We start from the raw sequence: 22,054 nt of genomic DNA on the forward strand, positions 1-22,054 counted from the left end.
CCTATGCACCTATTCGATAAAGTTACCGACTATGCCACCGCCCAATCAGCTTTTTTTGATGGGATGACCCTGCTTTTTGGTGGATTTGGTGGTGTAGGCACGCCGCCCGGCCTGATCGACTGCCTCATCGACTCGGGCGTGAAAGACGTAAAGCTGATCGGCAACGATGCGGGCTTCCCCTGGATCGGTATCGGTAAGTTCGTGTGCCTGGAGCGAGCCACTCACCTGACCGCTTCGCACATTGGCTCCAACCCCACAGCGGGCGACTTGATGAACCAGGGCAAGCTACAGGTAGAGTTTTCGCCACAGGGCATTTTGGTAGAGCGGATACGATCAGGCGGTGTGGGACTAAACGGCTTTTTAACAGAACTGAGTAAAGGAACGCAACTTGAATACGACAAGCCCAGGATTACGATTGAGGGCAAGGAATACCTCTACGAAGCGCCGCTAACAGGAGATGTGGCAATTGTTTACGCCAAGAAAGCTGACACCTTTGGCAATTTGATCTTTGACAAAACAGCCCGAAACACAAACCCTTATGTGGCCATGGCCAGCAAGGTGACCATTGTGGAAGCAGACGAAATTGTGCCCATGGGAGCGCTTGATCCGGAGGAAATTGTGGTGCCGGGCATCTATGTGAAATACATCGTGCAATCGAAAGGCTATAACTGGAAATGGGTATGGGAGACGCAAGACAAATAATAGCCAAACGAGCGGCACTGGAAGTAAAGGATGGCATGATCGTGAACCTTGGTATTGGTATTCCTTCTATGGTGCCCAACTTTCTTGGCGAAGACATGAGGGTCTTTTTTCAGGCGGAAAACGGCATCTTGGGCATGGGGCCAACCCCCAAAGAAAATGCTGATGGCAACCTGAGCAATGCCGCCGGGCTGCCGGTGACTATCCTACCCGGTGCCAGCTACTTCGACAGTGCCATTGCCTTTGGTATGATCCGCAGAGGCTGCATTGACCTGTCTATCCTTGGAGCGCTGCAGGTGAACACCCGTGGAGACCTGGCCAACTGGATAGTGCCTGGCAAAAGGGTGCCTGGTGTTGGCGGTGCCATGGAATTGGCCTATGGTGCCAAAAACCTCATTGCCGTGATGAACCACTGCGACAAAGACGGACAGCCAAAGATTGTGACTGAGTGCTCCCTTCCTGTTACGACCTATCATTGCGTAAAGAAAATCATCACTGAAATGGCTGTGTTTTCCATCATCGATCAGAAGTTGTATCTCGATGAACTGATGCCAGGCTACACTCTAGCGGACGTGAAAAACAATACCGAAGCTGACTTTTCCTTCTCCACCAACTTCAAAGCCCATGACTGACCTTCAAAAGACGTTGGAAGCCTACATCGATGAACACGCCGATGACGCTATCGCCTACCTACAGCAATTAATTCAGCAGCCCAGCGTGCAAACCAACGAGCGGGGCGTACAGGAAATAGTGATCGAAAAATTGAACAGGCTAGGCCTTGAAGTAGACGTTTGGGATCCTGTTTATGAGGAGCTTGCTAAAAGCCCCTACTTCGTGGCTTCCCGTGATACTTATGTGGGCAGCCCCAATGTGGTGGGCGTGCTCAAAGGTCAGGGCGGCGGAAAGTCGATCATTTACAATGGCCACATTGACGTGGTGCCGGAAGGCGACCGAAGCAAATGGATCGATGATCCATTTTCAGGAAAGATTGAAAACGGCAAAATGTACGGCCGTGGCACCACCGACATGAAGGGCGGAAACGTGGCGCTGCTATTGGCCATTGAGGCTGTGATCAAAAGTGGCATCAAACTAAAGGGAGACATTATTTTCCATTCTGTCATAGAAGAAGAATCGGGTGGCGTGGGCACATTGGCTACGTTGCTGCGGGGCTATACTGCCGATGCGGCCATTATCCCCGAGCCCACCAACATGAAACTGTTCATCAAGCAGCAAGGCTCGATGTGGTTCAGGGTGACTGTCGAAGGCTTATCGGCACACGCCGGCACTCGCTATGAAGGCGTTTCTGCCATTGAGCAAGCCATCAAAATTCACAACGGCATACTGGCGCTGGAAAAAATCCGCAATGACAGGGTGGACGATCCACTTTACAGCCATATTCCCATTCCAATCCCCATCAATATTGGCACCATCAAAGGGGGCTCCTGGCCCTCATCGGTACCAGACCTTGTTACGATTGAGGGACGAATGGGCGTAGGGCCGCACGAAACAATCGACGCAGTGAAGCAAGAGCTGGTAGAGCACGTGGCCAGCTTATGCCAGGCCGACGATTGGTTGAAAGACCACCCGGCCAAGGTTGAATTTTTCGGTGCCCAGTGGGTTCCCAATGCAGTGGCCACCGACCATCCCTTTGCTGAATTGATGAAGAAAAACTTTGAGACTATCTATGGCCGGGCGCTTACCATACAGGCATCTCCCTGGGGAACCGATGCCGGACTACTGGGGAATGTGGGCAATATCCCAGCCCTCGTCATCGGGCCGGGAGAAACGAAAGTAGCCCATTTTCCTAATGAGTTCATTGACCTAACAGAAATGATAAAGGCTGCCAAGCTTTTTGCACTGACGCTTACTTCGTGGTGCGGGGTGGCATCAACTGACTAAAAAAGTGATCACGGAAATAAAGAATGACATAGCCGCCATCAGCGCTTACTCTGATGCTTTCAATAAAAGAATCAGGATCGACGACTATTCCGGCGATACGCATGGAGTATTGGCCCTGATAACTGAGTCGACACCAGCATGGGCTGAGAAAATTATTGTCAAATCCCGGAACCAGCATGCTACAGTTTTTCTATCCGGTGGTTTTATCAGAGAGGCTGAAATTAAAAAGTATTTCAATGGGAGTGATATGTTTTTTCTGGTGAAGTATCCCCTAACTCAACGAGGCAATAGTGCTAAGTTGATGGATGAAAGAAAAGTTGTCACGAGCATCCTTGACCAGAAATACAGCGTAACAGAAGTCGACGCAAGTACAGTTGCCCTGGCAAAAGAGGCTGACGCAAAAGAGCTGGCTGAGCTTTATGCTAAAGTCTTTCAGGTGTACCCGACGCCTCTCAACGACCCAGCTTATGTGAGAAAAACGATGGAGGAAGGCACGAAGTATGTGCTCATCCGAGAGCAAAACAGAATTGTTAGCGCCGCCTCAGCTGAAATCAACCGGCAATATGCCAATGCCGAACTCACCGACTGCGCCACGCTTCCTGAAGCCCGGGGAAAAGGTCATATAAAAAAGCTGCTTTCAAAACTCGAGGAGATTTTGATTGCAGACAATATCCATTGCCTCTATACCATCGCCCGTGCAGAATCCTACGGCATGAACAAGGTCTTTTATCAATTAGGATATAGCTACGGAGGCATGCTGATCAACAATTGCTTTATCTACTCTGGTTTGGAAGATATGAATGTGTGGTATAAAGGCGGGACAAAACCAAAAGTGTGAGGTTTTGGCACCCGCTACCCCTTCGACATCGCACTTGCTGTTTGACCGAAAGGAATTGTGATAGCCTTAAAAGTGTTGATTGTGTAAATCACATTATAGCGAAAATTCATTTCCATGAATCACCTACAAGAGAATAAACAAAATGCCATAGCTTTCTATAAAATGGCTTATGAGGGCAACCCCAGAAAAGCCACAGAGTTGTTTTTGAGCGATGAGTACATTCAACACAACCCAGCGGTAGCGGACGGACTTGATGGGTTCATCGAATACTTTGAGCGAATGCAAGAGTTGTACCCTGAGAAATCGATTGAGTTTGTGAGGGCTATCACAGAAGACAATCTGGTGGCGCTCCACACATATCAAACCTGGCCCGGCAATGACCAATACATTACCATGGATTTTTTTAGGTTCGATCAAAGAGGCAAGATTGTTGAGCACTGGGACTCCATTCAGCAAATTCCGGAAAAGTCGGCCAACCCAAACACCATGTATTGACAATGCCACCTCTAGCAAAAGTCTTTGACTCTATCACCTCATTTAGTTAACTGCCCAAATCAATGTCCCTCACACCAATACTCTTCAGAGCTTTTTCCATGGCTTCATTGAAAGCCGGAGGGCCACACACCAGCACTGGTCTCGACAGGTCGTCGATATGGGCTTTGAGCCACGCTTCATCGATGTTTCCATAGTAGTCCGGGTCATCCTTGTCGTTGGCAATGATATTTTGGAAGTGGTCACCCAGCATGTCAGTCAGTTCTTCTTCCAAAAACAGGTCTTTTCTGGTTTTATTGGAAAAGAATAGGAAACAATCAGCCAGCGTATCCTGCTTTTGCATATACCGCATGATAGCAATGAAAGGCGTGATGCCTGTGCCACCAGCCAAAAAAACGGCCCTTTTCTGAGGTTGAAAAGTATTAAACGGCTCGGTAAAGCTTATTTCATCACCTGGTTTGAGGCGACTGAGGGCTTCCGTTTTCCCGTGGTGCTCTGCATAAACACGAATCACAAACTCCAGCCTGCCTTCACCAGGTAAATTTGTCATGGTAAAAGGCCCAGGCTCCTGGTCATTCACTTTAATTTCAACAGCGTCACCCACATTATATTCAAATCCTTTTGGCTTCGGTACCTCGAGTTGTATGACATTATGAGCTAGCCAGTTGATGGCTTTAATTTTTTTTTTTATACTGCATGTGTTTGCTGGTTTACAATGAATAGTACAGACAATAAGTTTTCTTTATCTACCTGTTAACAACGGCTCCCAGTCAAATTGTTTCAAGCAGCACCAATAGCGTGCGTGCGCATAGCATCCAAAATTCGCTTGAGCTATCCTTTTCTTTATTAACTTTAGCTTTACCAAAACCTATCCTATGTTTCGTACACTGCTTTCTGTTGGCTTCCTTTTATTTGCTCTCATATCCCACAGCCAAAACCCTCCCCTCCTTTTCAAAATCAGAACCATCACTGCGGGCATTACGGTAAACGACCTTTCCGATACCACCTCAGTGCTCAAAGCAGTTCAGTTTTTGAAGCAAGCCCGAACCGATTATACCGATGCTGGTTACGAGGTGCAAACGATCAGAATTTCCACGCAAAACCTGTACGAATACCTGGGAGGCAAAACGCTGGACGAGGCTCTGCCCTATTTGAAGAAGTTTGACGAAATAGCCCGGAGAGATAACGTGTCTTTTGCTATCGGCGCTGTGCTACCACCTAACGAATACAATGCAACGGTTGCGGGTTGGGCCGCCAAACTGATTGGCCAAACAGAACTCATTAATTTCAGTCTGCCCGTTTCTTCCACAGCCCTGGGCATCCACCGCAATACCATCAAAGCCGCAGCAGAAATAGTGGTAGCGGTTGCCAAAGTAGGAAAAGGCGGCGAAGGCAATTTCCGGTTCACGGCATCTGCCAATTGTCCGGCTGGGATTCCCTTCTTTCCGGCAGCGTTCCATTCGGGCGTTAATAGTTTTGCGGTAGGCATTGAATACCCAAACCTTTTGACAGAAGTGTTCTCGAAATCGACCATGGTCAACGCCAGGGAAAACTTAAAAGCCGAACTGGAAAAGCAGTTCCAGCCGGTGCAGACACTAGCTACAAAAATATCAGCCACTTACAGCTGGCAGTACGACGGCATCGACACTTCTCCGGCCCCGGGACTGGACGCCAGCATCGGCACCGCCATTGAGACATTGACCAAGCAGCCTTTCGGCGGGCCATCCACGCTAAGTGCCTGCTCCCTGATCACCGATGTAATCAAGAACCTCGACCTGAAAACCTGCGGCTACTCCGGCCTCATGCTGCCCGTGATTGAAGACAAAGTATTGGCGCAGCGAGCCAATGAAGGCAGGTACACCGTGCAGGAGCTTTTGTTATTCTCCTCCGTTTCCGGCACCGGACTGGATGTAATCCCACTGGCAGGCGCCACTTCACAGGCTACTGTTGAACGCATCTTTACCGATGTGGCTTCTCTTTCCCTCAAGTACACCCACAAGGCATTGTCAGCCAGGCTGTTCCTAATCCCCGGCAAAAAAGTGGGGGACAAAGTGACTTTTGATAATCCTTATTTAACAGCGGCGAAGGTGATGAGGGTGGAGTAGCTGTCCTATTTCTATTATTTTCAATTTAGCCAAACGTCTCCGAACTGCAACCCTTCCCGTTTCTGATGTAAAAGGCCAACATGAAAAGACGAAACGGTTACAGATACGTTTACAACTTTGTATCTTTGTATAGTTTAATGATCAGTTATGCTGACGATTACCGAACATAACAAAAGAGAACTGCAAGCGCTTTGCGAAAAGTACGACGTCAAAACTATGCACGTTTTTGGCTCGGCATGCACCAGCAAGTTCAACGAATCAAGCGACGTCGATATCCTTATTTCCTTTAAAGAAATTTCTTTCGAAAAATACACTGACAACTATTTTGACCTGCACCGGCAGTTGGAGAAACTTTTTGATCATAAAGTTGACCTGATCACTGAAAACTCGCTCTCCAATCCTTTCTTTATTGAGAGTGTTAAAGAGACCAAGCAATTGCTTTATGCAGCTTGAGGCAAAAAATATTTGCTCGACATAAAGACATCTATTGATTCGATTTATGAATTTCTGGGCTACGAATTGAAACTGCTATAAATGACAAGGATTAAGATTATCGTTAGTGTCTTGTTTGTCTGCTGCACACTTTTCTCATCGAAAAGGGTCGAAAAAGTAAACATCTGGCTGATCGGCGACTCTACCATGGCACCAAAATCCGCCAAAGCCTATCCTGAGCTTGGCTGGGGAGAAGGGCTGGCTGACTACGTCACTAACAAAGCCAAAGTCCACAACCACGCCGTCAACGGCCGAAGCAGCCTAAGCTTCATCAATGAGGGCCGCTGGCAGGCGGTGTACGACAGCCTGCAAAAAGGAGATTACGTCATTATTCAATTTGGCCACAACGATGAGAAAACGGACACAGCCCGACACACTGAGCCGTTTGGCAGCTTCAAACAAAACATCCAAAAATTCATTGATGAAGCCGGAAAGGAAGGGGCCATTCCCATCGTTTGCTCCTCTATTGTCAGGCGCCATTTCGATGCAGCGGGCAACCTCAAAGACACGCACGGTGACTACATCACAGGGGCAGCGCAAATCGCCAGGGAAACCGACACAGCTTACGTGAATATGGCAGCGTTGACACGCAAGCTGGTGTCAGACATGGGGCCAGAACAATCGAAAAACATCTTTCTCTTCACCCAGACCAAACAGGATTCCACTCATCTGAATGTGGCGGGAGCCGGTATAGTAGCAGGGCTGTTTGTGGAAGAAGCTAAAGCGCAGAGGTTACCGATTGCCTCCATCTTTAAGTAGAAGCCACCCAGCACCAAAGACACAAATTGAGTTGCTGCAAAATGCGTGCACTCCATTGGAGGAAAGAAGCTCGGCAAACTTTGCGCATTTTTATATCTTGTTTTCTATGAAGTCAGCAACGCAAAACCATTGCTAAAATTCCGACCCCATGAAGTCATTAAAGCTGCCCGTTTCCATACTTTTTATTCTTGCCATTGCCTTTCAGGCCAATGCCAGACCGACAAAAAAAGTACTTAAATACATGAAAGGACTGGGTAACGGCACCTACCTGTTCGGACAAGTCGGCACATGGGTACACAATGAAAATCCTGATATAGACGATGAAAGCAACTGGGTAAAAAAGGTGTACGACCACACAGGAAAAATGCCACGGTACGGCTGCATCACCTACGACTTTGACGACAATCCATTTACCGATGAAGAATGGAACAACGCAGCCAGGAAAATGTGGGACAAGGGAATGATTTTGGGCATTTATAGCTGGTATGCCAATCCTGCCGGGGGCAAATGGAACGACCCACTTGACATCGACCCTATTTTCGCTGACAGTGACAATCCGACTAAAACAAACTTTTACAAACAAATGGATCGCATGGCAGCCAACCTCCAGTGGCTGGAAGATCACAAAATCCCGGTTGTCTACACGCCTTTCGTAGAAAGTGACGATAAAAATAAGTGGCACGCCAAGGAAGGAGCTGAACAGGCCATTAAGCTCTACCAACTGGTTCACGACTACTTCACCAAAACCAAGAAGCTGAAAAACATCATTTGGGCTTACCATACCACACAGAGACAAGGTGCCCTGATTGACTACTACCCTGGCGATGCCTATGTAGATGTCATTGGAAAATCAGCTTACGGAACCGGCTTAGTGTTTACCGAGTACGACTGGGCGGTTGAAAAGAAAAAAAATCACGATAAAGTAATTTGGTGGGCAGAACTAGGCATCAGAGGCGAGAAAGATCCACCGAGAGAATGCCTCGATGTGCTCGACAAATTGGAAAACGCCTTCCCTGAGCTGGCTGGGTTTGTCTTTTGGAGTGACACCGGCTTCTACAACGTCACTGGAAATTTGAACGGAGCTGAACTGATGAACTCTCCGAAAATCGTGACATTAAAATAGTTGGAAGTTGCAGCTTCACTTTGCCACAAGCATAACCCTTGCAGCATGTGCTTACGTATAGCTAAAGGAACCTATCCTGTTTCTGTGATGCGAAAAGCTCTGACCCTTCTCTTCCTTTCGTGCAGCCTCTTTAATTTAAATGGCCAACCTGCAACAGATATTGTCATTGGGAGAGCTTACTCAATTGATTCGAAGATCCTCGGTGAAACCAGACAGTATATGGTCAGCCTGCCCGTCTCCTACCAGGGCGACGATTTTTACATAGATAATAGCTACCCAGTCATGATTGTGTTGGATGGAGAGCGGCTGTTTCAATTAACTGCCAGCATGGTACAAACCATGAGTTCAGGCGGTACAGAGCAAATTCCGGAGATGATCGTGATCGGCATTCCAAACACCGACCGAAGTAGGGATATGCTACCCAATTACGCTAACGAAGCAGTCGCATCTGGTGCAGTCGAATTCCGGCGATTCATCGAAGAAGAATTCCTGCCTTCGGTTGACATCACCTACCGGACAACCAACTGCCGGATACTTGTCGGACATTCGTATTCGGGCCTGTTTGCTGTCGATACTTTCCTTGAGAGCGATTCATTTAAAGGGTTTGTCGCTATTGACCCAAGTCTGTGGTGGGACGATCAGGTGTTGATAAAAAGGGCCCAGGAGCTTTTAGCCAAGAAAGAAACCTTTACCTCTTCCATCTACTTTGGCCAGGCCAACAATCCCTTCAACGAGGGCATCGAAGCTGGAAGGCTGGGAAGAGCCGTGCAGGCTTTTACCAGAACACTGGACACATTACAAATAGCTGACCTTAGGTACCAAACCCACTTCTACGAGCATGAAGACCACTATTCCATTCCGCTAATTACTTTGTATGATGGCATTCAGTTCGTTTTTGAAGGCTACAAGTATCCTCTTAATCAAATAAAAGCCTCGACAGGTGAGTCGATCAGGCAACACTACGAGGCCCTATCGGAGAGAATGGGAGGCCAGCTTTCTCCGCCAGGGAAATTATTGAATCAGGTCGGCATGTATTTATTGGAAGAGGAAGAAAGAATAGCTGATGCCATCAAAATACTGGAACTGAGCGCAGAGAGTTATCCTAATTCACACATCCCTTATTTAAGCCTGGCTGAAGGATACCGGCAGGCTGGTGATACAGAAAAGGCAATTACCCAATACAAAAGAGTCCTTGAGTTGAGCCCATCCAACGAAGAAGTAAAACTGAGGTTAGCGGAGTTAAAGAATTAAGCCTGGTCGCTGCATACCGTTGAGAAGGCTCACAAATAACTCACACCTCAATCTTCCTGTCCCTGGCTATCACCTTCCATTCGCCATTCACTCGCCCTTTTTGTACTGTATTAACTCTTTCATAAAGCGCTACGGTGGGGCAGATGTGAAACGGCAGCCCGTACAATACATCCCCTACCCTGTAACCATGCCCTTCTCTTGCTTCCAGCACAAGGTGCTCCTCACTTTGACCAACAGGCTTCAGCTCAGGGGCATTGAGAAAGTGGACCCGGTTAGTGAGAACGTTCTCTGAGGCAATGGATTTGTGCCCAAGGTCTGTACATATCCTGGTTTTTGTGGGCAAGGAAATGACCCGGGAAACGACCAACGCAGCAGGCAAAAACGGCTGCTCTGCACAAATATCGCTATAGCCCTTGTCCCAATAAACAAAAGTACCAGGGCAGCATATTACATCCTTCCGCTGCGCATGAACAGGAAATGTTGGGGAGCCACCTGCCAGAACAACAGGCTCAGGAAAACCAAGCTGCTGAATATCAATCTTAAGTTTCTCTACCGCCTCAAAAGCTGCGTTGCAAGCTTTGGTCCTTTCCCCAATATCAACCTGCCGATGCTGACCGTCATATACATGCAAGCCCACCGGAACGATGCCCTTCATGGTGGCTACCCCCTCGTAAAGGGCGACGGCTTCCGGGCCTGGTATAATACCCGATCTGTCGTTGCCGTTGTTTACGTCCATATAGGCGTTGATGCGAAGCCCCTGATCGGCAAAGGCAATAGATATGTCCTGAGCCGATTGGGCGTTATCGTAAAGGCAGGAGTAGGTCGTTGTAGGATATTTTCTAATCAATTGCAGGAACCGTGTCAGCTTAGGTCCTGTGGGCTGGTAAGCCAGCACCACATCCTGCGCCCTGATCATCCCCAGCATTTCTGCCTCGGCTATGGTGGCGCATTTGAACTTCTTGATGCCTTCATCCATAAGCATTTTGCACACCTCCTTCGCCTTATTGGTCTTTACATGAGGTCGGAGCCTGTCCACATCATCAATCATTCCCTTCACCCCCTTGATGTTGTCACGCACTCTTTCCGGGTACACTACCATCGCTGGTGAATCAAGCTCATCTATATTGTCAATTGTATACCATTCACTTCCCATAGCTTATTCAATTATTTCAATTCAAAAAGTGCCTCAATTTCCACGGGGATGTTCTCGGGCAGCATACCCATCCCCACAGCGCTCCTCACGCCAATACCATTTTCCGCCCCCCACACCTTTGCAAACAGTTCACTGCAACCATTGATTACATAAGGATGGCGGTCAAAAGCGGGCACTCCGTTTACCATACCCAGCACTTTAATCACCCGTTTTACTTTCTCAAGACTGCCAAGGTTGGTCTTGATGGTCGAAAGGATCGTCAAACCCACCTGCTGAGCAGCCAACTTGCCCTGCTCAATATCCAACTCACCTCCTACCTTGCCAAAGATCAGGGAGCCGTCTGTTTTTACAGGCCCGTGACCAGATACATACAAGTGCCTGCCATCAATAAGGAAGGGCTTGTACACCCCTTTGGGTGCCGGAGGCGGAGGCAATTCAAGGCCCAATTGGGCAAATCTTTCGTCAGCAGTCATTCGATATCCAATTTTCAATTGTTAGTTTCAAAATCCTCAGTTCTACGCTGAATCGGAATCATATAAACAAGTCGATCAGCAACACCACAGCCATACCCACCACAGAAACAACAGTTTCCATCAGCGACCATGAAAGAATGGTGTCTTTGATGCTCACGTTGAAATATTCTTTGTACATCCAGAAGCCAGAGTCGTTGACGTGTGAAAACATCAGGCTACCAGCGCCGACAGCCAGCACCATGAGGTTAGGGTCCACTCCGAGCTGCGGCATAATTGGAGCCAGAATACCGGCAGAAGTTAATCCAGCCACCGTAGCCGACCCGATACAAACCCTTATAAAAGCGGCTATCATCCAGCCCAGGATCAGGGGATGAATGTCCATGTTTTGCAGTAAAGCCCCTATCTCAACACTTACTCCGCTATCGCTAAATACTTGTTTCAAAGCACCGGCTCCTCCGACAATCAACAGAATGGGAGCAACGTCTTTAATGGCCTCTGTGTAGTAGCCCATCACCTCGCTCATCTTCTTTTTGTAAGCAAGTCCAATGGAATAGGTGGCAACGGCCAGCGAAATAATCATCACAATGGTGGCGTCAGAAAAGAAAGAAACCATCTTAGCTGTTCCTCCAGAAAAGTCGCCAAATCTATTCAAAAGTGCCGCACTTGCCAGCAAAACTACCGGCAGCAGTGCAGAGAAAAAGCTGGTGAACCCACTTGGAAGCTGATCGTCAGGCAATGGCTTGGCCTGAAAAGTAGCCAGCGGCTTGGAGTCAATTCCCTTCAGCGTACGGGCAAATATTGGTCCGGCAACAATGATGGTTGGCACTGCCACAATGAAGCCATACAAAAGTGTCAGCCCCATGTCGGCATTCAGCTGACCAACCAGCGCAGCGGGTGATGGATGGGGTGGCAAAAACCCATGAGTCACAGATAACGCTGCAAGCATGGGAATTCCGATATACACGGCAGGCAGCTTGTACTGGTAAGTCACCGAAAAAATAAGAGGCACCAGCAGCACAAACCCTACATTATAAAACAGTGGAATGCCCACCACAAAGCCGGTAGCCATCAAGGCCCACTGTATATTTTTCTCTCCAAAGGAGTTCATCAGCACCTGACTGATTTTTTGGGCAGCACCACTTTCCGCCACCAGTTTACCCAACATGGCACCGAGGCCAATTACGATGACAAGGTCGCCCAGGAGACCACCGATACCCTTTTGCACAGAACCCGCCACATCTTCAAGGGGGATGCCCAATGCCAACCCGGCACCAATGGAAACTACAAGAAAGGCCAGAAATGGATTGACCTTGCCCCAGGTGATTAGCAGAACAAGCACGAGGATGCAAAGCAGGATGATGAATATCGACATGGTTAAAAGTAGGTGAGTTATAATTGAAATTGGAAGATAGCAGAATTACTCAGCGGTGACAACAAAAATTTTCCAACGAACCCAGTACGGTTGCGTTTTCCTGTAGCTCATTATGCTGGCAGAAAACCATTGAAACAGAATTTATCTGGCTGGCACGCCAATCCATCATTTTGTTTGTAAATTAGCTACTACTGAACACCCAAAACTTACACCCATGGCACGTGTCTTGTCAGACAAAGAAGTTCATTCCTATCAACAAGAAGGCTTCATAATCATCAAAAATTTCTTCAGCAAGGCCGAAATTGACAAGCTCTATAAGGTAGCCACTGGCGATCAGGTGATGAAGGAGAATGCTGTCGATTTGAATGACCAAACCGGCAAGAAAACCAGGCTAACTCTCTGGTTCAAGCCCGGAGACGACATCTACAGCTTGCTGGTGCGAAGCGAGCGAATGGTGAAATCCGTTGAGAAGCTCCTTGATAGCCCATCCCCTGTTTGCCATTTCCATTCCAAACTCATGCAAAAAGAGCCTAAGGTTGGCGGAGCCTGGGAGTGGCACCAGGACTATGGCTATTGGTACAAAAACCAGTTTCTATATCCGGAGCAGCTCACCAGCGTAATGATCGCCCTTACCGAGGCCAACAAGGCCAATGGGTGTCTTCAGATCATCAGGGGGTCACACAAAATGGGCCGTGTCAACCACGGCTTCACCGGCGAACAGGTGGGTGCCGACATGGTGATGGTGGATCACGCTTTGGCAACACTGGAGCACATGTATGTAGAGCTACAGCCAGGTGATGCGCTTTTCTTCCATCCCAATCTTTTGCACCGGTCGGAAGCCAATACATCCGACAAGCCCCGCTGGTCACTTATTTCTTGCTACAACTCACTTTCTAACCCAGCTTACAACGACGATTCTCTGGGATGGCGTGAGCCAATTTCGATGGTGGACGATGATGCACTGATGAAGGCCGCAGCCGTCGGAGCTACCTCCCAGTCCGATTTCCTGAAAAAGGAAAAAGACCCCGCACTAAAAGAAACAGGCTGGGAAAAAGAGGTTGTCACAAAGTAGAACTACACATCAGAACATTAACTATTAACAACTAACATCTCAGCTACAAATGAAGCTAACTACCGGTATTTCACTTTCCATTATGATGCTCCTCGAATACTTCGTGTGGGGCGCCTGGTATGTCACCATGGGCACTTATATGTCAGAACACCTTGGGTCAACCGGCATCCACATCGGAGCCGCCTATAGTGCCCTGGCCATTGCCACCATGATTTCACCGTTTTTTGTGGGCATGGTAGCCGACAGGTTTTTTGCCGCACAAAAAATCATGGGAGTGCTTCATCTGCTGGGAGCGGCATTGCTGTTCCTGGCCACGCAGGTAGCTGACAACTCTTCTTTTTATTGGATCATCATGGCCTACTCATTGCTTTATATGCCGACCATCGCCCTCTCCAACAGTATTGCCTTCGGGCAAATGACGGATCCGGGCAAGCAATTCCCCTGGATTAGAGTGTTCGGAACCCTTGGCTGGATTGTGGCTGGCTTGATGATTGGCTTTTTGGGGATTGAAAAAACGCCTTCTACCTTCGTGATGGCGGCCGTAGTTTCTGCTGCACTTGGCGTATTTAGTTTTATGCTACCCAACACTCCTCCGAAGGGTGGTGAAGATGCCTCAGCAGCACTAGGCACCGAAGCTTTCGTCCTCTTCAAGGACAAACCCTACCTGATCTTTTTCATAGCTGCCATTTTGGTATGTATCCCTCTTTCATTCTACTATGGCTTTGCCAACCCCTTCCTTAACGATGTCGGGATGGAAAACGCCGCTTCCAAAATGACCTTGGGGCAAGTGTCTGAAGCTGTATTTATTCTCGCCATACCTTTCTTGTTCAACAATATCGGTGTGAAGAAAATGCTATTGCTCGGCATGGCTGCCTGGATTCTCCGCTACGTGTGTTTTGCCTACGGAAATGTGGACACTGGCATGTGGATGCTCTATGCAGGGATTATCCTTCACGGCATTTGCTACGACTTCTTCTTCGTCACGGGCTACATGTATACCGAAAAGAAGGCTGGAGCAAAAATCAAGAACGCAGCCCAGGGGCTTTTCACATTCGCTACATATGGTGTGGGTATGACGATAGGCACCTGGTTCTCAGGCTATGCAGTAGACATGTACACCACTGACGGTGTGAAAGACTGGACAAGCATTTGGTGGGTGCCAGCCTTTATCGCCATTGGGGTTATGGTCTATTTTATCCTTTTCTTCAGAGAGAAGAAGGAGGTAAAAGTGGCAGCCTGATTATTAAATATCTTATAAGTAGAAGACCTGCCCAAAAAACGGGGCCTGTCCCCTGACAGGCCCTCATCGAATCTTGAAATGAACATTTAACCTACTTCGACGATGAGAAAATTAGCTATGCTTGGTGGTGGCTTTATTGGCCGCTTCTACACTGACTCCATTCAGGGCTACCGCAACAAAGACAAAGTGGTAAGCATATATGCCCGCCGGGAGGAAACCGCCACCCAGTTTGCCAAAGACTACAACGTAAAACACTGGACTACCGATATGGAAGAGGCCATTGCCCACCCCGAAGTGGATGTGGTCTGCGTGGCGCTTCCAAACAACCTTCATGAGCAAGCCGTGTTACTCTGTTGCAAACATAAAAAAGCAGTTATCTGCACGAAGCCCCTGGCACGAAACGCAGCCGAAGCCAAACGCATGCTGGAAGCAGTGGAGAAGGCGGGTATTTTTGCCGGCTACCTCGAAGACCTCGTGTACACACCCAAGCACATCAAAGCCCACGAAAGTGTAATGAATGGTGCGCTGGGCCGTATCCTTTGGGCCAAATCGAGAGAAACCCACCCGGGACCGCACAGCAACTGGTTTTGGGACATGGAGCAGGCCGGTGGCGGCTGTATGCTGGATTTGGGCTGTCATTGTGTGGAAATTGCCCGCAGCTACATCGGCAAAGACATCAGGCCTGTGGAGGTGATGTGCTGGGCCGACACACAAGTAAAGCCTATTGATGCGGAAGACCATGGCATAGCCCTGGTGAAGTACGAAAACGGAGCCATTGGCCAGTTTGAGGTCAGCTGGACATTCCGTGGCGGCATGGACTTGAGAGACGAAGTGATGGGTACCGAAGGCACGATTTGGATCAACAGCTTCCTGCGCACTGGCTTCGAAATGTTCACCACTGGCAAGGGAGCTGACTATGTAGCCGAAAAAGCGGAAAGCAATACCGGCTGGCTATTTCCCGTAGGTGATGAAATGAATGAGTTAGGCTACAACCACATGTTCATGGACATGTTCGATGCCATAGAAGAAGGCAGGGAGGCCAAGGAAACGTTTTACGATGGCTATGTGGTCAACTGTATCCTCGACGCTTGCTACAAGTCTGCCAAAACCAAGCAATGGGAACCTGTGCAGCTCGACATTTGGCGTGGCAAGACAGGTGTAACTAAAGACGGCCACCTGGTAGAATATGACGCTGACCACTACCTGGTGAAAGAGGAGATGACTCATTATGGAGCCAAAAAATTGATCCTAAAAGAAAAAGCTACCGGGAAATTTATAGAAAGGGTGGAGAAGTAAGGAGTAACGTATCTGAGAGCTTGAACATTTGAAAGCTGATAGATTTAATTGACATTGAACCTCAATGGGGCTATCTATTCACTATAGCGGAAGAATAGGAAACAGAGCATCTTTGCCTGATTTAATAGAAGAGGTAAAAGACATCGCCAATATCCATCAATGGAAGCTGTCTGTTTTCAAAGAAGAGTTTCCTGTTCACGCCGATGAAGGACAGTTGGTCGATGGTGAGCTCTACGGGGTTGCCTTCTCCCCGCCAAACTGTGAACCAGTTTGGATATCCTTTTTATCTAATGGGCGGATGAGTACCCCAGTTGCGCTAAAATTCTTTGGAGAACAGAGAGATGAAGATGAAGATGAAAAGAAGTACCTCTACCAACTCTCCACAAAAACGCAATTTGCCGGAATTCATATCCACAAAGTGATCATTCACTTATTGAAATACCTGAAAGAGAAATATCTGGAAGACTTTGTTTTGTTAGATGAAGGACAATACTGGGAAACTAATGACAAAAGTGTGTTGGAGGCAAACTTTAGCCGCTACACGTTGTTGCTTGATATCGTCGAAGATGGTCTGCAAAATCTGCCAATGAAGCCCGGAGAAAGCATGGAAGCCTACTTTGAGAGAATGGCAAAGGGCTTGAAGAGAAAAGGGGGCCAAAAATAGTCCTGCCCAATTACTTCATCGGCGAGTCGTCACATTTAAGATCACCCACTGCGTATTGCATTCCGTCCAGCAGGAACCTCAGTAGCTTTGGGTTTTCAAATGCCTGGGCATTGTGTGATGGCGATGAATAAAAAACGTGCCCCTTGCCATAGCGCTTGATCCACGAGATGTACTTAATATTGTCGCCAATGGGCTCTTTAAGCCCGGATATTTTATCCGCTTCCATATAGAGCAGCGGATGAAAATTAAGTTGTGAGTAGGCATTATTAAAGATATAAGCTTCGTCTATGTGCTCAAACCCCTCACCGCCAAATGCCTGAACCATCGGGTGTTTGGGATCTACCAGTTTCACGGCAATGTTTTGCTGCTTCGGGTGATAATCAAAGCTCCCACCTACCATCTGGCTAAAGTTGTCCGACTTATTTTCCATCGTTATGGCCCCGTGCAGCACCACCAACCCACCACCACGATCCACATAGCTGAGCAGGTTGTCTTCCAGCTGTTTTGCTTTCATGCGTGCCACCTGTTCGGTAAGCGTGCTGTCTGTTTTCAAGACGTCCCAGAATATATTTCGTTCATCACTTATCGAGCAGTTATTATTGAGCACAACAGCGTCGTAATTCTTTAGGTTGTCTATTTCAAAGACGCTTATGTCTTTTGAGGTTACTACTTTAAACGCCCCGCTCTTCTCAGCGATCAGTTTCACCACCGCTTCAGTGTGTGGAATCGTCCAGTGCTCAAAGCCGGTATGCAGGGAGAAAATAAGTAGGGTCTTCTTTTTCCTTACGGAGACTGTAGTAGAAGATGGAGCGATTTCATCCACGCTAGCAAGCCAGGCGTCCGTTAACTCGAAAGGTTTCAAGTCCTGAGCGAACATCGAAGCAGCACACAAAAGCAGGCAAAATGTAGTTAGGGTTTTGTTCATCATCTTAATCAATAATTAGCTTTTGACCTCAAAAATGGATCATTAAGCGCTGACCGAATATAGGCACTTTCTGCCAAAAGCACTTCTGCAATTATATGAACGATCGCTGACAACCTTGCGGCCTGCACAACTCCGTTATAGCAATTCTTACATTTCTGTCTTATTTTAGACTTCCATATTCATTTTTTTAATGGGAAACACTTTACTATTTTTTCCAAATTCGTTTTTTCACCCCTCGCCGCCAAGGCAAATTAGCGAGCCTATCTGGCTTCATTTTGGATATAACGAGTACGTTTGTCCTCATACTTCCATTTTTTCTGCGTATAATGTAATTAAATCTCCAAAAGAGGTATTTTTAGTTCTCAAACTGGCTCATTCAGTGTTTCAGGAGCTAAGAGAACAGATTAGTGGCCAACTGAAGAATTAGATGTTAAAATTGGATCAACACCTGGTGCAAATGCTTAACGACAACAAATACGTTGTTAGTTACGACACTGGCTCCATCACAATTAAAATGTCCTCTGGCAAACAACTCGAATCTCAGGTATCGCTGACAATCGCCATTTTTGCTTTTTTCTTTGGTGTAAGCCCCACTATTATTCTCCTGGTGTTGCTTTTGCTTCTCGTTCCCATTTTATACGACAGGTGGAGGTTCCCCAAAATGGTAACTTTTAATATCCATGAAGAGGCTGTCTATATCAAAAAAGGAATTATCCTCGGAAACGAAGTCGCCATCCACGACATTTTTGACCTTTATGGTGAGAAAAATGAGCTTTCTTCAGATGTAAGTGCATTTAAGGAGGGGAGCATGGACTATATCTATAAAATATTTCTAAGCACCCGCTCGGGCAAAGTTCATAAGTTGCTAAGGCTACAATTTCGTGAGGAACGAGATGGACAGATTAGCCAACTCACCAGGTATTTGAAAAATTTAAAGCCCGTAAAGTAGGTGCCTCTGCTGCCGGTACTTGCTCGTGGCAATTTCCACATTCATTGAAACATGAACAAGAACAGACTTGAGGCATTCAGCGATGGGGTGCTGGCGATCATCATCACCATTATGGTGCTGGAAATGAAAGTACCGCATGGGACTAGTTTTGCCTCACTTAAGCCATTGTTCCCTGTTTTTCTCAGCTATATCCTAAGCTTTGTCTACCTGGGTATTTACTGGAATAATCACCACCACTTGTTACATGCAGCCCGGGTGGTGAGTGGCGGCGTGCTTTGGGCGAATCTTCATTTGCTGTTTTGGCTGTCACTTGTACCCTTTGTTACCGGATGGATGGGCGAAAATCATTTCGCCCCAGTGCCCGTTGCGTTGTACGGTTTTGTGCTTCTTATGGCAGCTGTCTCCTACTTTATTTTGCAAATAAAAATTATCAAAGCTAACGGAAAGGACTCAGTGCTAGCCAAAGCACTTGGAAGCGACGCCAAAGGGAAGGCATCACCCGTGCTCTATATTATCGCCATCGGGTGTTCTTTCATCAATGAGTGGATTGCCTGTGGCATTTATGGTTTGGTGGCTTTAATGTGGCTCATTCCCGACAGGCGCATAGAAAAGAAGTTAAAAGAAGGCACCAATTAAACAAGGAAGCTGTATGGCGAAGGCAGATGACATAGAAAAGTCAGTAATGGTCGGTTATGGCACTTTCGCCTCCATGAGTGAAAATGAATGGACTCAAAAACCTGCGCCCGACAAGTGGTCTAAAAAAGAAATACTCGGGCACTTGATCGATAGCGCTCAAAACAACCTTCGTCGATTCATTGTATCCCAGCACGAGCCTGATGACAAGATATACTATCACCAGGATGAATGGGTGCGGTGTCAGAACTACCAGTCGGCAGATATCGGCGAGCTTCAACAGCTTTGGCTGCTTATCAATAAACAGCTTGTGCGAACAGTCAGAAATATTCCAGCTGCGGCACTAAAGAACACCTGCGACACCGGCAAGGAGGCTGTTGAACTCCACACGCTGGCGTTTCTTATCGAAGACTACCACGCCCATATGCTCCACCACCTGAAGCAAATAACAGGCTAGGGGCTAAAACTGCACCCTGATTCCCGGTCCTACCAGGGAGAACAACGTACCCTCCTTCATTAAGTACCCAAACCCAACATACAAGGGGAAGGTCAATTTGTTGGTACTGGAAATCGGATAGAGAGATCCCATTACGACGAGCCCCACGTCTCTATTGGCCTGCGCTGCCTCCGAGAAATTAAATGCATTAATGGCAATGAAACCAGCTCCCAGCTTATATGGCTTCACCTTGGCAATCCTTCCCTCCTGATAAAAACTAAATTGGGCAATCATCGCAAAGCTAATACCGCCAAAATTTGCAAAATCCTCACTACCTGCTTTCAAAATCAAAAGTCCACCGGGAAAAGATACATCAACATCGAATGTATGATTTCTCTTGAGGTAAATAATGATCCTTTTCTTAGACACCTGCTGCCCGGGATACTTCTCATTCACATGGCTAATGTCAATTTCTATTTTTGACCACTCGTCCAGATCGTAAGTCTTTCTGGATAAGTAGTTATTGAAATTGATGTTCTCTGCCTGGCAGTCCGTTTGGCTGTAGTGTCCGAACCTGGACGAATTTTCACCAGGGCAAATGCCTACCTGGTCAAACTTATATATTTCAAGCAGATTGCCTTGCTTGTTGCTGACCTTTACATCAATCCTAAGGTATTGCTTTCCGTTAAGGTCTCCCGGTCTGTCAATTTTAGAGCGGTCGAAGGCCAAAACCAGGTCGGTAATAGTCCCGTCATAGTAAATCGGCTTGTTGATTTCGTCCAATTGCATTTGCTCGTTGCCGAAATCGAGCTTCATAAAGTCAAATTTGCGGGCTTTCTGGTACTCAGTCACAGTCAGGTATTTGCCCGTATTTTCCCGGTGATTAAAGATCTCAATCTTTGTCGAAGACGTCGTCTCAGGCACTTTGATCCTGAAAACGGCCATGTTCTCATTCCGGATCAGCGAATCGAGCAATAAATTGTCTGCTCCCTGGAAGAAGAAATTTCCCTTATGCAGCCCCTGTCCTTCAAGTTTAATGGAAACTGTTTCGCCCGGATACACCGCATTTCCTGCCTGCCAGTCTTTGCCCTCTCTTTGGACATAAATGGTCTTAATGTCAGTCTTGGGCGTAATGTCCACATTGGTCACAAACTTCGCCTCGTCTCCGTCTTTTATGTACAAATAGCCCTCCGACTTTCTGTGATTGCCATAAAGCCGCATCAAGCAAAGTATCTTGTTCGTAGTAAGTCGGCTTTTGGTGTAAAGCTCTGCAATGAGCGGGCCACCCTGTGCTTCCTGGTTCTCCACCCGGTAGGTTTTGCCCAACTCAAGGTTTCGGTTATTGTCAATGAGAATCTCAATAGGCACTGTATTGTCATCGGGCGGTGTTATTTCCTGCCTGTCAATTTGCAGAAAGACGAGCCGACCTGATTTCACCTGAAATGTATACTCAAGTGGCTGCAAATGGTAAGAGAATCCCTCCGACGTTAAAATTGGCTTTCGAACCAGCAGGGGAATAGATACTCGTTGGTAGCCCAGGTTCCTCGGCACAATCGACATCACCAGCTGGCTGCCTTGCTTATCTATTCGATAGTTAATAGGAAGCCCCGACGTCCAGCGATTGTCATAAACGATATTGCTGGCATTATTGGTTGTGATGTCGAACGAAACTTCCTCGCCAATGAACACCTCATCAGCAGAGGGATAAATTTCCACATAAGTCTGCGTATAAGGGAATAATGGAAGTTCCGCCAGCTGATAGGCAGAAGTATCGGTGCTTACTTCGAAAGTAAATTTGAGAAAATTACTTTCGGTAAGGCCTCTAAACCTCACCTTGAAACGAGCATAGCCGGGATAAACCAACAAAGAGTCAATCAGCTCATAGTCTTTTGAAGGTGCCAGCCGAAGGTTGTTGCTATCGCCAATTTGGCTAAATCTCAAATAAAATTCAGCCACCTCATTTTCCTCGTCATAGGCAAACGGCAGCTGGCGTCTGTTTTGAATGATTTGAGAATTTTTCTTCCACGAATACACCATCGTATCGACGTGCATTTCTACATCCGAAAAATAATAAGACAAACTCCTGGGGTCGCTTTGACCTTGGGCCAGTGCTGAAGAAATACTAACAAACAGGAAGAATACTACGGTGGTTGCTATGCGCATGAGTAACACTTTTTACAAAG

Annotated in this window: 23 protein-coding genes; 17 read left to right on the forward strand and 6 right to left on the reverse strand. The window is 47.2% G+C overall.

Annotation, left to right across the window (positions count from 1 at the left end):
* The first annotated feature begins 3 nt into the window (after window positions 1–3).
* From AAC052_RS02540 to AAC052_RS02560, 5 genes are all read left to right on the forward strand, one after another.
* Window positions 4–702, forward strand: a complete 699-nt coding sequence (locus AAC052_RS02540; RefSeq protein WP_339810697.1) for a CoA transferase subunit A — start codon at window positions 4–6, stop codon at window positions 700–702.
* Window positions 681–1,331: a 3-oxoacid CoA-transferase subunit B gene (locus AAC052_RS02545; protein WP_317490099.1), complete on the forward strand. Its 651-nt coding sequence runs from the start codon at window positions 681–683 to the stop codon at window positions 1,329–1,331. The genes AAC052_RS02540 and AAC052_RS02545 overlap by 22 nt, the downstream gene beginning before the upstream one ends.
* Window positions 1,324–2,598: a peptidase gene (locus AAC052_RS02550; protein WP_339810700.1), complete on the forward strand. Its 1,275-nt coding sequence runs from the start codon at window positions 1,324–1,326 to the stop codon at window positions 2,596–2,598. The genes AAC052_RS02545 and AAC052_RS02550 overlap by 8 nt, the downstream gene beginning before the upstream one ends.
* Before the next feature lie 4 nt (window positions 2,599–2,602).
* On the forward strand, window positions 2,603–3,436 hold the full coding sequence (gene ablB, locus AAC052_RS02555) for a putative beta-lysine N-acetyltransferase (RefSeq protein WP_339810702.1): 834 nt from the start codon (window positions 2,603–2,605) through the stop codon (window positions 3,434–3,436).
* Window positions 3,437–3,550: 114 nt separating this feature from the next.
* A complete protein-coding gene (locus AAC052_RS02560) occupies window positions 3,551–3,931 on the forward strand; it encodes a nuclear transport factor 2 family protein (RefSeq protein ID WP_317490096.1) in 381 nt (126 codons plus the stop codon).
* Window positions 3,932–3,977: 46 nt separating this feature from the next.
* On the opposite strand, the gene AAC052_RS02565 is transcribed toward AAC052_RS02560, so the two are convergent.
* The gene (locus tag AAC052_RS02565; RefSeq protein WP_339810781.1) at window positions 3,978–4,661 is read right to left on the reverse strand and encodes an FAD-binding oxidoreductase; all 684 of its coding nucleotides are present in this window, start codon (window positions 4,659–4,661) and stop codon (window positions 3,978–3,980) included.
* A gap of 142 nt (window positions 4,662–4,803) precedes the next feature.
* On the opposite strand from AAC052_RS02565, the gene AAC052_RS02570 reads away from it, so the two are divergent.
* The 5 genes from AAC052_RS02570 to AAC052_RS02590 all read left to right on the forward strand — a co-directional run bounded on the left by AAC052_RS02570 (window position 4,804) and on the right by AAC052_RS02590 (window position 9,658).
* Complete coding sequence (locus AAC052_RS02570; RefSeq protein WP_339810704.1) at window positions 4,804–6,033, forward strand: DUF711 family protein; 1,230 nt, start codon at window positions 4,804–4,806, stop codon at window positions 6,031–6,033.
* Between the two features lie 147 nt (window positions 6,034–6,180).
* On the forward strand, window positions 6,181–6,486 hold the full coding sequence (locus AAC052_RS02575) for a nucleotidyltransferase domain-containing protein (RefSeq protein WP_339810706.1): 306 nt from the start codon (window positions 6,181–6,183) through the stop codon (window positions 6,484–6,486).
* Between the two features lie 81 nt (window positions 6,487–6,567).
* Window positions 6,568–7,284: a rhamnogalacturonan acetylesterase gene (locus AAC052_RS02580; RefSeq protein ID WP_339810708.1), complete on the forward strand. Its 717-nt coding sequence runs from the start codon at window positions 6,568–6,570 to the stop codon at window positions 7,282–7,284.
* Between the two features lie 148 nt (window positions 7,285–7,432).
* On the forward strand, window positions 7,433–8,407 hold the full coding sequence (locus tag AAC052_RS02585) for a glycosyl hydrolase (protein WP_339810709.1): 975 nt from the start codon (window positions 7,433–7,435) through the stop codon (window positions 8,405–8,407).
* 45 nt (window positions 8,408–8,452) lie between these two features.
* A complete protein-coding gene (locus tag AAC052_RS02590) occupies window positions 8,453–9,658 on the forward strand; it encodes an alpha/beta hydrolase-fold protein (RefSeq protein ID WP_339810710.1) in 1,206 nt (401 codons plus the stop codon).
* A gap of 40 nt (window positions 9,659–9,698) precedes the next feature.
* Here the strand turns inward: AAC052_RS02590 and AAC052_RS02595 are convergent, their stop codons facing one another.
* The 3 genes from AAC052_RS02595 to AAC052_RS02605 are packed head-to-tail and all read right to left on the reverse strand — an operon-like array spanning window position 9,699 to window position 12,656.
* On the reverse strand, window positions 9,699–10,811 hold the full coding sequence (locus AAC052_RS02595; protein WP_339810712.1) for a D-TA family PLP-dependent enzyme: 1,113 nt from the start codon (window positions 10,809–10,811) through the stop codon (window positions 9,699–9,701).
* Window positions 10,812–10,822: 11 nt separating this feature from the next.
* Window positions 10,823–11,284: a RidA family protein gene (locus AAC052_RS02600; protein ID WP_339810713.1), complete on the reverse strand. Its 462-nt coding sequence runs from the start codon at window positions 11,282–11,284 to the stop codon at window positions 10,823–10,825.
* A 58-nt stretch (window positions 11,285–11,342) separates the two neighbouring features.
* On the reverse strand, window positions 11,343–12,656 hold the full coding sequence (locus AAC052_RS02605) for a gluconate:H+ symporter (protein WP_339810714.1): 1,314 nt from the start codon (window positions 12,654–12,656) through the stop codon (window positions 11,343–11,345).
* Window positions 12,657–12,870: 214 nt separating this feature from the next.
* Here AAC052_RS02605 and AAC052_RS02610 point away from each other — a divergent pair, with 214 nt between their 5' ends.
* The 4 genes from AAC052_RS02610 to AAC052_RS02625 all read left to right on the forward strand — a co-directional run bounded on the left by AAC052_RS02610 (window position 12,871) and on the right by AAC052_RS02625 (window position 16,928).
* On the forward strand, window positions 12,871–13,728 hold the full coding sequence (locus AAC052_RS02610) for a phytanoyl-CoA dioxygenase family protein (protein ID WP_339810715.1): 858 nt from the start codon (window positions 12,871–12,873) through the stop codon (window positions 13,726–13,728).
* A 49-nt stretch (window positions 13,729–13,777) separates the two neighbouring features.
* Complete coding sequence (locus AAC052_RS02615) at window positions 13,778–14,968, forward strand: nucleoside permease (RefSeq protein WP_339810716.1); 1,191 nt, start codon at window positions 13,778–13,780, stop codon at window positions 14,966–14,968.
* Between the two features lie 102 nt (window positions 14,969–15,070).
* Window positions 15,071–16,264 carry a Gfo/Idh/MocA family oxidoreductase gene (locus AAC052_RS02620; RefSeq protein ID WP_339787342.1) on the forward strand — a complete coding sequence of 398 codons (1,194 nt, stop codon included), beginning with the start codon at window positions 15,071–15,073 and terminating at the stop codon, window positions 16,262–16,264.
* 64 nt (window positions 16,265–16,328) lie between these two features.
* Window positions 16,329–16,928 (forward strand): hypothetical protein, encoded by a 600-nt coding sequence (locus tag AAC052_RS02625; protein WP_339810718.1) that lies wholly within the window; start codon window positions 16,329–16,331, stop codon window positions 16,926–16,928.
* 10 nt (window positions 16,929–16,938) lie between these two features.
* On the opposite strand, the gene AAC052_RS02630 is transcribed toward AAC052_RS02625, so the two are convergent.
* The gene (locus AAC052_RS02630) at window positions 16,939–17,856 is read right to left on the reverse strand and encodes a ThuA domain-containing protein (protein WP_317490082.1); all 918 of its coding nucleotides are present in this window, start codon (window positions 17,854–17,856) and stop codon (window positions 16,939–16,941) included.
* Between the two features lie 424 nt (window positions 17,857–18,280).
* On the opposite strand from AAC052_RS02630, the gene AAC052_RS02635 reads away from it, so the two are divergent.
* The 3 genes from AAC052_RS02635 to AAC052_RS02645 are packed head-to-tail and all read left to right on the forward strand — an operon-like array spanning window position 18,281 to window position 19,892.
* Entirely contained in the window at window positions 18,281–18,802 is a 522-nt protein-coding gene (locus AAC052_RS02635; protein ID WP_339810722.1) for a hypothetical protein, read from the forward strand.
* A 51-nt stretch (window positions 18,803–18,853) separates the two neighbouring features.
* Complete coding sequence (locus AAC052_RS02640) at window positions 18,854–19,438, forward strand: TMEM175 family protein (RefSeq protein ID WP_339810725.1); 585 nt, start codon at window positions 18,854–18,856, stop codon at window positions 19,436–19,438.
* A 13-nt stretch (window positions 19,439–19,451) separates the two neighbouring features.
* Window positions 19,452–19,892 carry a DinB family protein gene (locus AAC052_RS02645; RefSeq protein ID WP_317490079.1) on the forward strand — a complete coding sequence of 147 codons (441 nt, stop codon included), beginning with the start codon at window positions 19,452–19,454 and terminating at the stop codon, window positions 19,890–19,892.
* A 3-nt stretch (window positions 19,893–19,895) separates the two neighbouring features.
* Here AAC052_RS02645 and AAC052_RS02650 read toward each other — a convergent pair whose 3' ends face one another.
* Entirely contained in the window at window positions 19,896–22,034 is a 2,139-nt protein-coding gene (locus AAC052_RS02650; protein WP_317490078.1) for a hypothetical protein, read from the reverse strand.
* Window positions 22,035–22,054 lie beyond the last annotated feature (20 nt).

Origin of the sequence: uncultured Imperialibacter sp. (assembly GCF_963974565.1) — a bacterium.
Lineage (GTDB): Bacteria > Bacteroidota > Bacteroidia > Cytophagales > Cyclobacteriaceae > Imperialibacter > Imperialibacter roseus.

Coding starts and splice junctions, on each gene's coding strand:
- AAC052_RS02540 (WP_339810697.1), top strand. CDS start 4: ATGCACCTATTCGATAAAGTTACCGACTATGCCACCGCCCAATCAGCT.
- AAC052_RS02545 (WP_317490099.1), top strand. CDS start 681: ATGGGAGACGCAAGACAAATAATAGCCAAACGAGCGGCACTGGAAGTA.
- AAC052_RS02550 (WP_339810700.1), top strand. CDS start 1,324: ATGACTGACCTTCAAAAGACGTTGGAAGCCTACATCGATGAACACGCC.
- AAC052_RS02560 (WP_317490096.1), top strand. CDS start 3,551: ATGAATCACCTACAAGAGAATAAACAAAATGCCATAGCTTTCTATAAA.
- AAC052_RS02570 (WP_339810704.1), top strand. CDS start 4,804: ATGTTTCGTACACTGCTTTCTGTTGGCTTCCTTTTATTTGCTCTCATA.
- AAC052_RS02575 (WP_339810706.1), top strand. CDS start 6,181: ATGCTGACGATTACCGAACATAACAAAAGAGAACTGCAAGCGCTTTGC.
- AAC052_RS02580 (WP_339810708.1), top strand. CDS start 6,568: ATGACAAGGATTAAGATTATCGTTAGTGTCTTGTTTGTCTGCTGCACA.
- AAC052_RS02585 (WP_339810709.1), top strand. CDS start 7,433: ATGAAGTCATTAAAGCTGCCCGTTTCCATACTTTTTATTCTTGCCATT.
- AAC052_RS02590 (WP_339810710.1), top strand. CDS start 8,453: ATGTGCTTACGTATAGCTAAAGGAACCTATCCTGTTTCTGTGATGCGA.
- AAC052_RS02595 (WP_339810712.1), bottom strand. CDS start 10,811: ATGGGAAGTGAATGGTATACAATTGACAATATAGATGAGCTTGATTCA.
- AAC052_RS02600 (WP_339810713.1), bottom strand. CDS start 11,284: ATGACTGCTGACGAAAGATTTGCCCAATTGGGCCTTGAATTGCCTCCG.
- AAC052_RS02605 (WP_339810714.1), bottom strand. CDS start 12,656: ATGTCGATATTCATCATCCTGCTTTGCATCCTCGTGCTTGTTCTGCTA.
- AAC052_RS02610 (WP_339810715.1), top strand. CDS start 12,871: ATGGCACGTGTCTTGTCAGACAAAGAAGTTCATTCCTATCAACAAGAA.
- AAC052_RS02615 (WP_339810716.1), top strand. CDS start 13,778: ATGAAGCTAACTACCGGTATTTCACTTTCCATTATGATGCTCCTCGAA.
- AAC052_RS02620 (WP_339787342.1), top strand. CDS start 15,071: ATGAGAAAATTAGCTATGCTTGGTGGTGGCTTTATTGGCCGCTTCTAC.
- AAC052_RS02625 (WP_339810718.1), top strand. CDS start 16,329: ATGGGGCTATCTATTCACTATAGCGGAAGAATAGGAAACAGAGCATCT.
- AAC052_RS02630 (WP_317490082.1), bottom strand. CDS start 17,856: ATGATGAACAAAACCCTAACTACATTTTGCCTGCTTTTGTGTGCTGCT.
- AAC052_RS02635 (WP_339810722.1), top strand. CDS start 18,281: ATGTTAAAATTGGATCAACACCTGGTGCAAATGCTTAACGACAACAAA.
- AAC052_RS02640 (WP_339810725.1), top strand. CDS start 18,854: ATGAACAAGAACAGACTTGAGGCATTCAGCGATGGGGTGCTGGCGATC.
- AAC052_RS02645 (WP_317490079.1), top strand. CDS start 19,452: ATGGCGAAGGCAGATGACATAGAAAAGTCAGTAATGGTCGGTTATGGC.
- AAC052_RS02650 (WP_317490078.1), bottom strand. CDS start 22,034: ATGCGCATAGCAACCACCGTAGTATTCTTCCTGTTTGTTAGTATTTCT.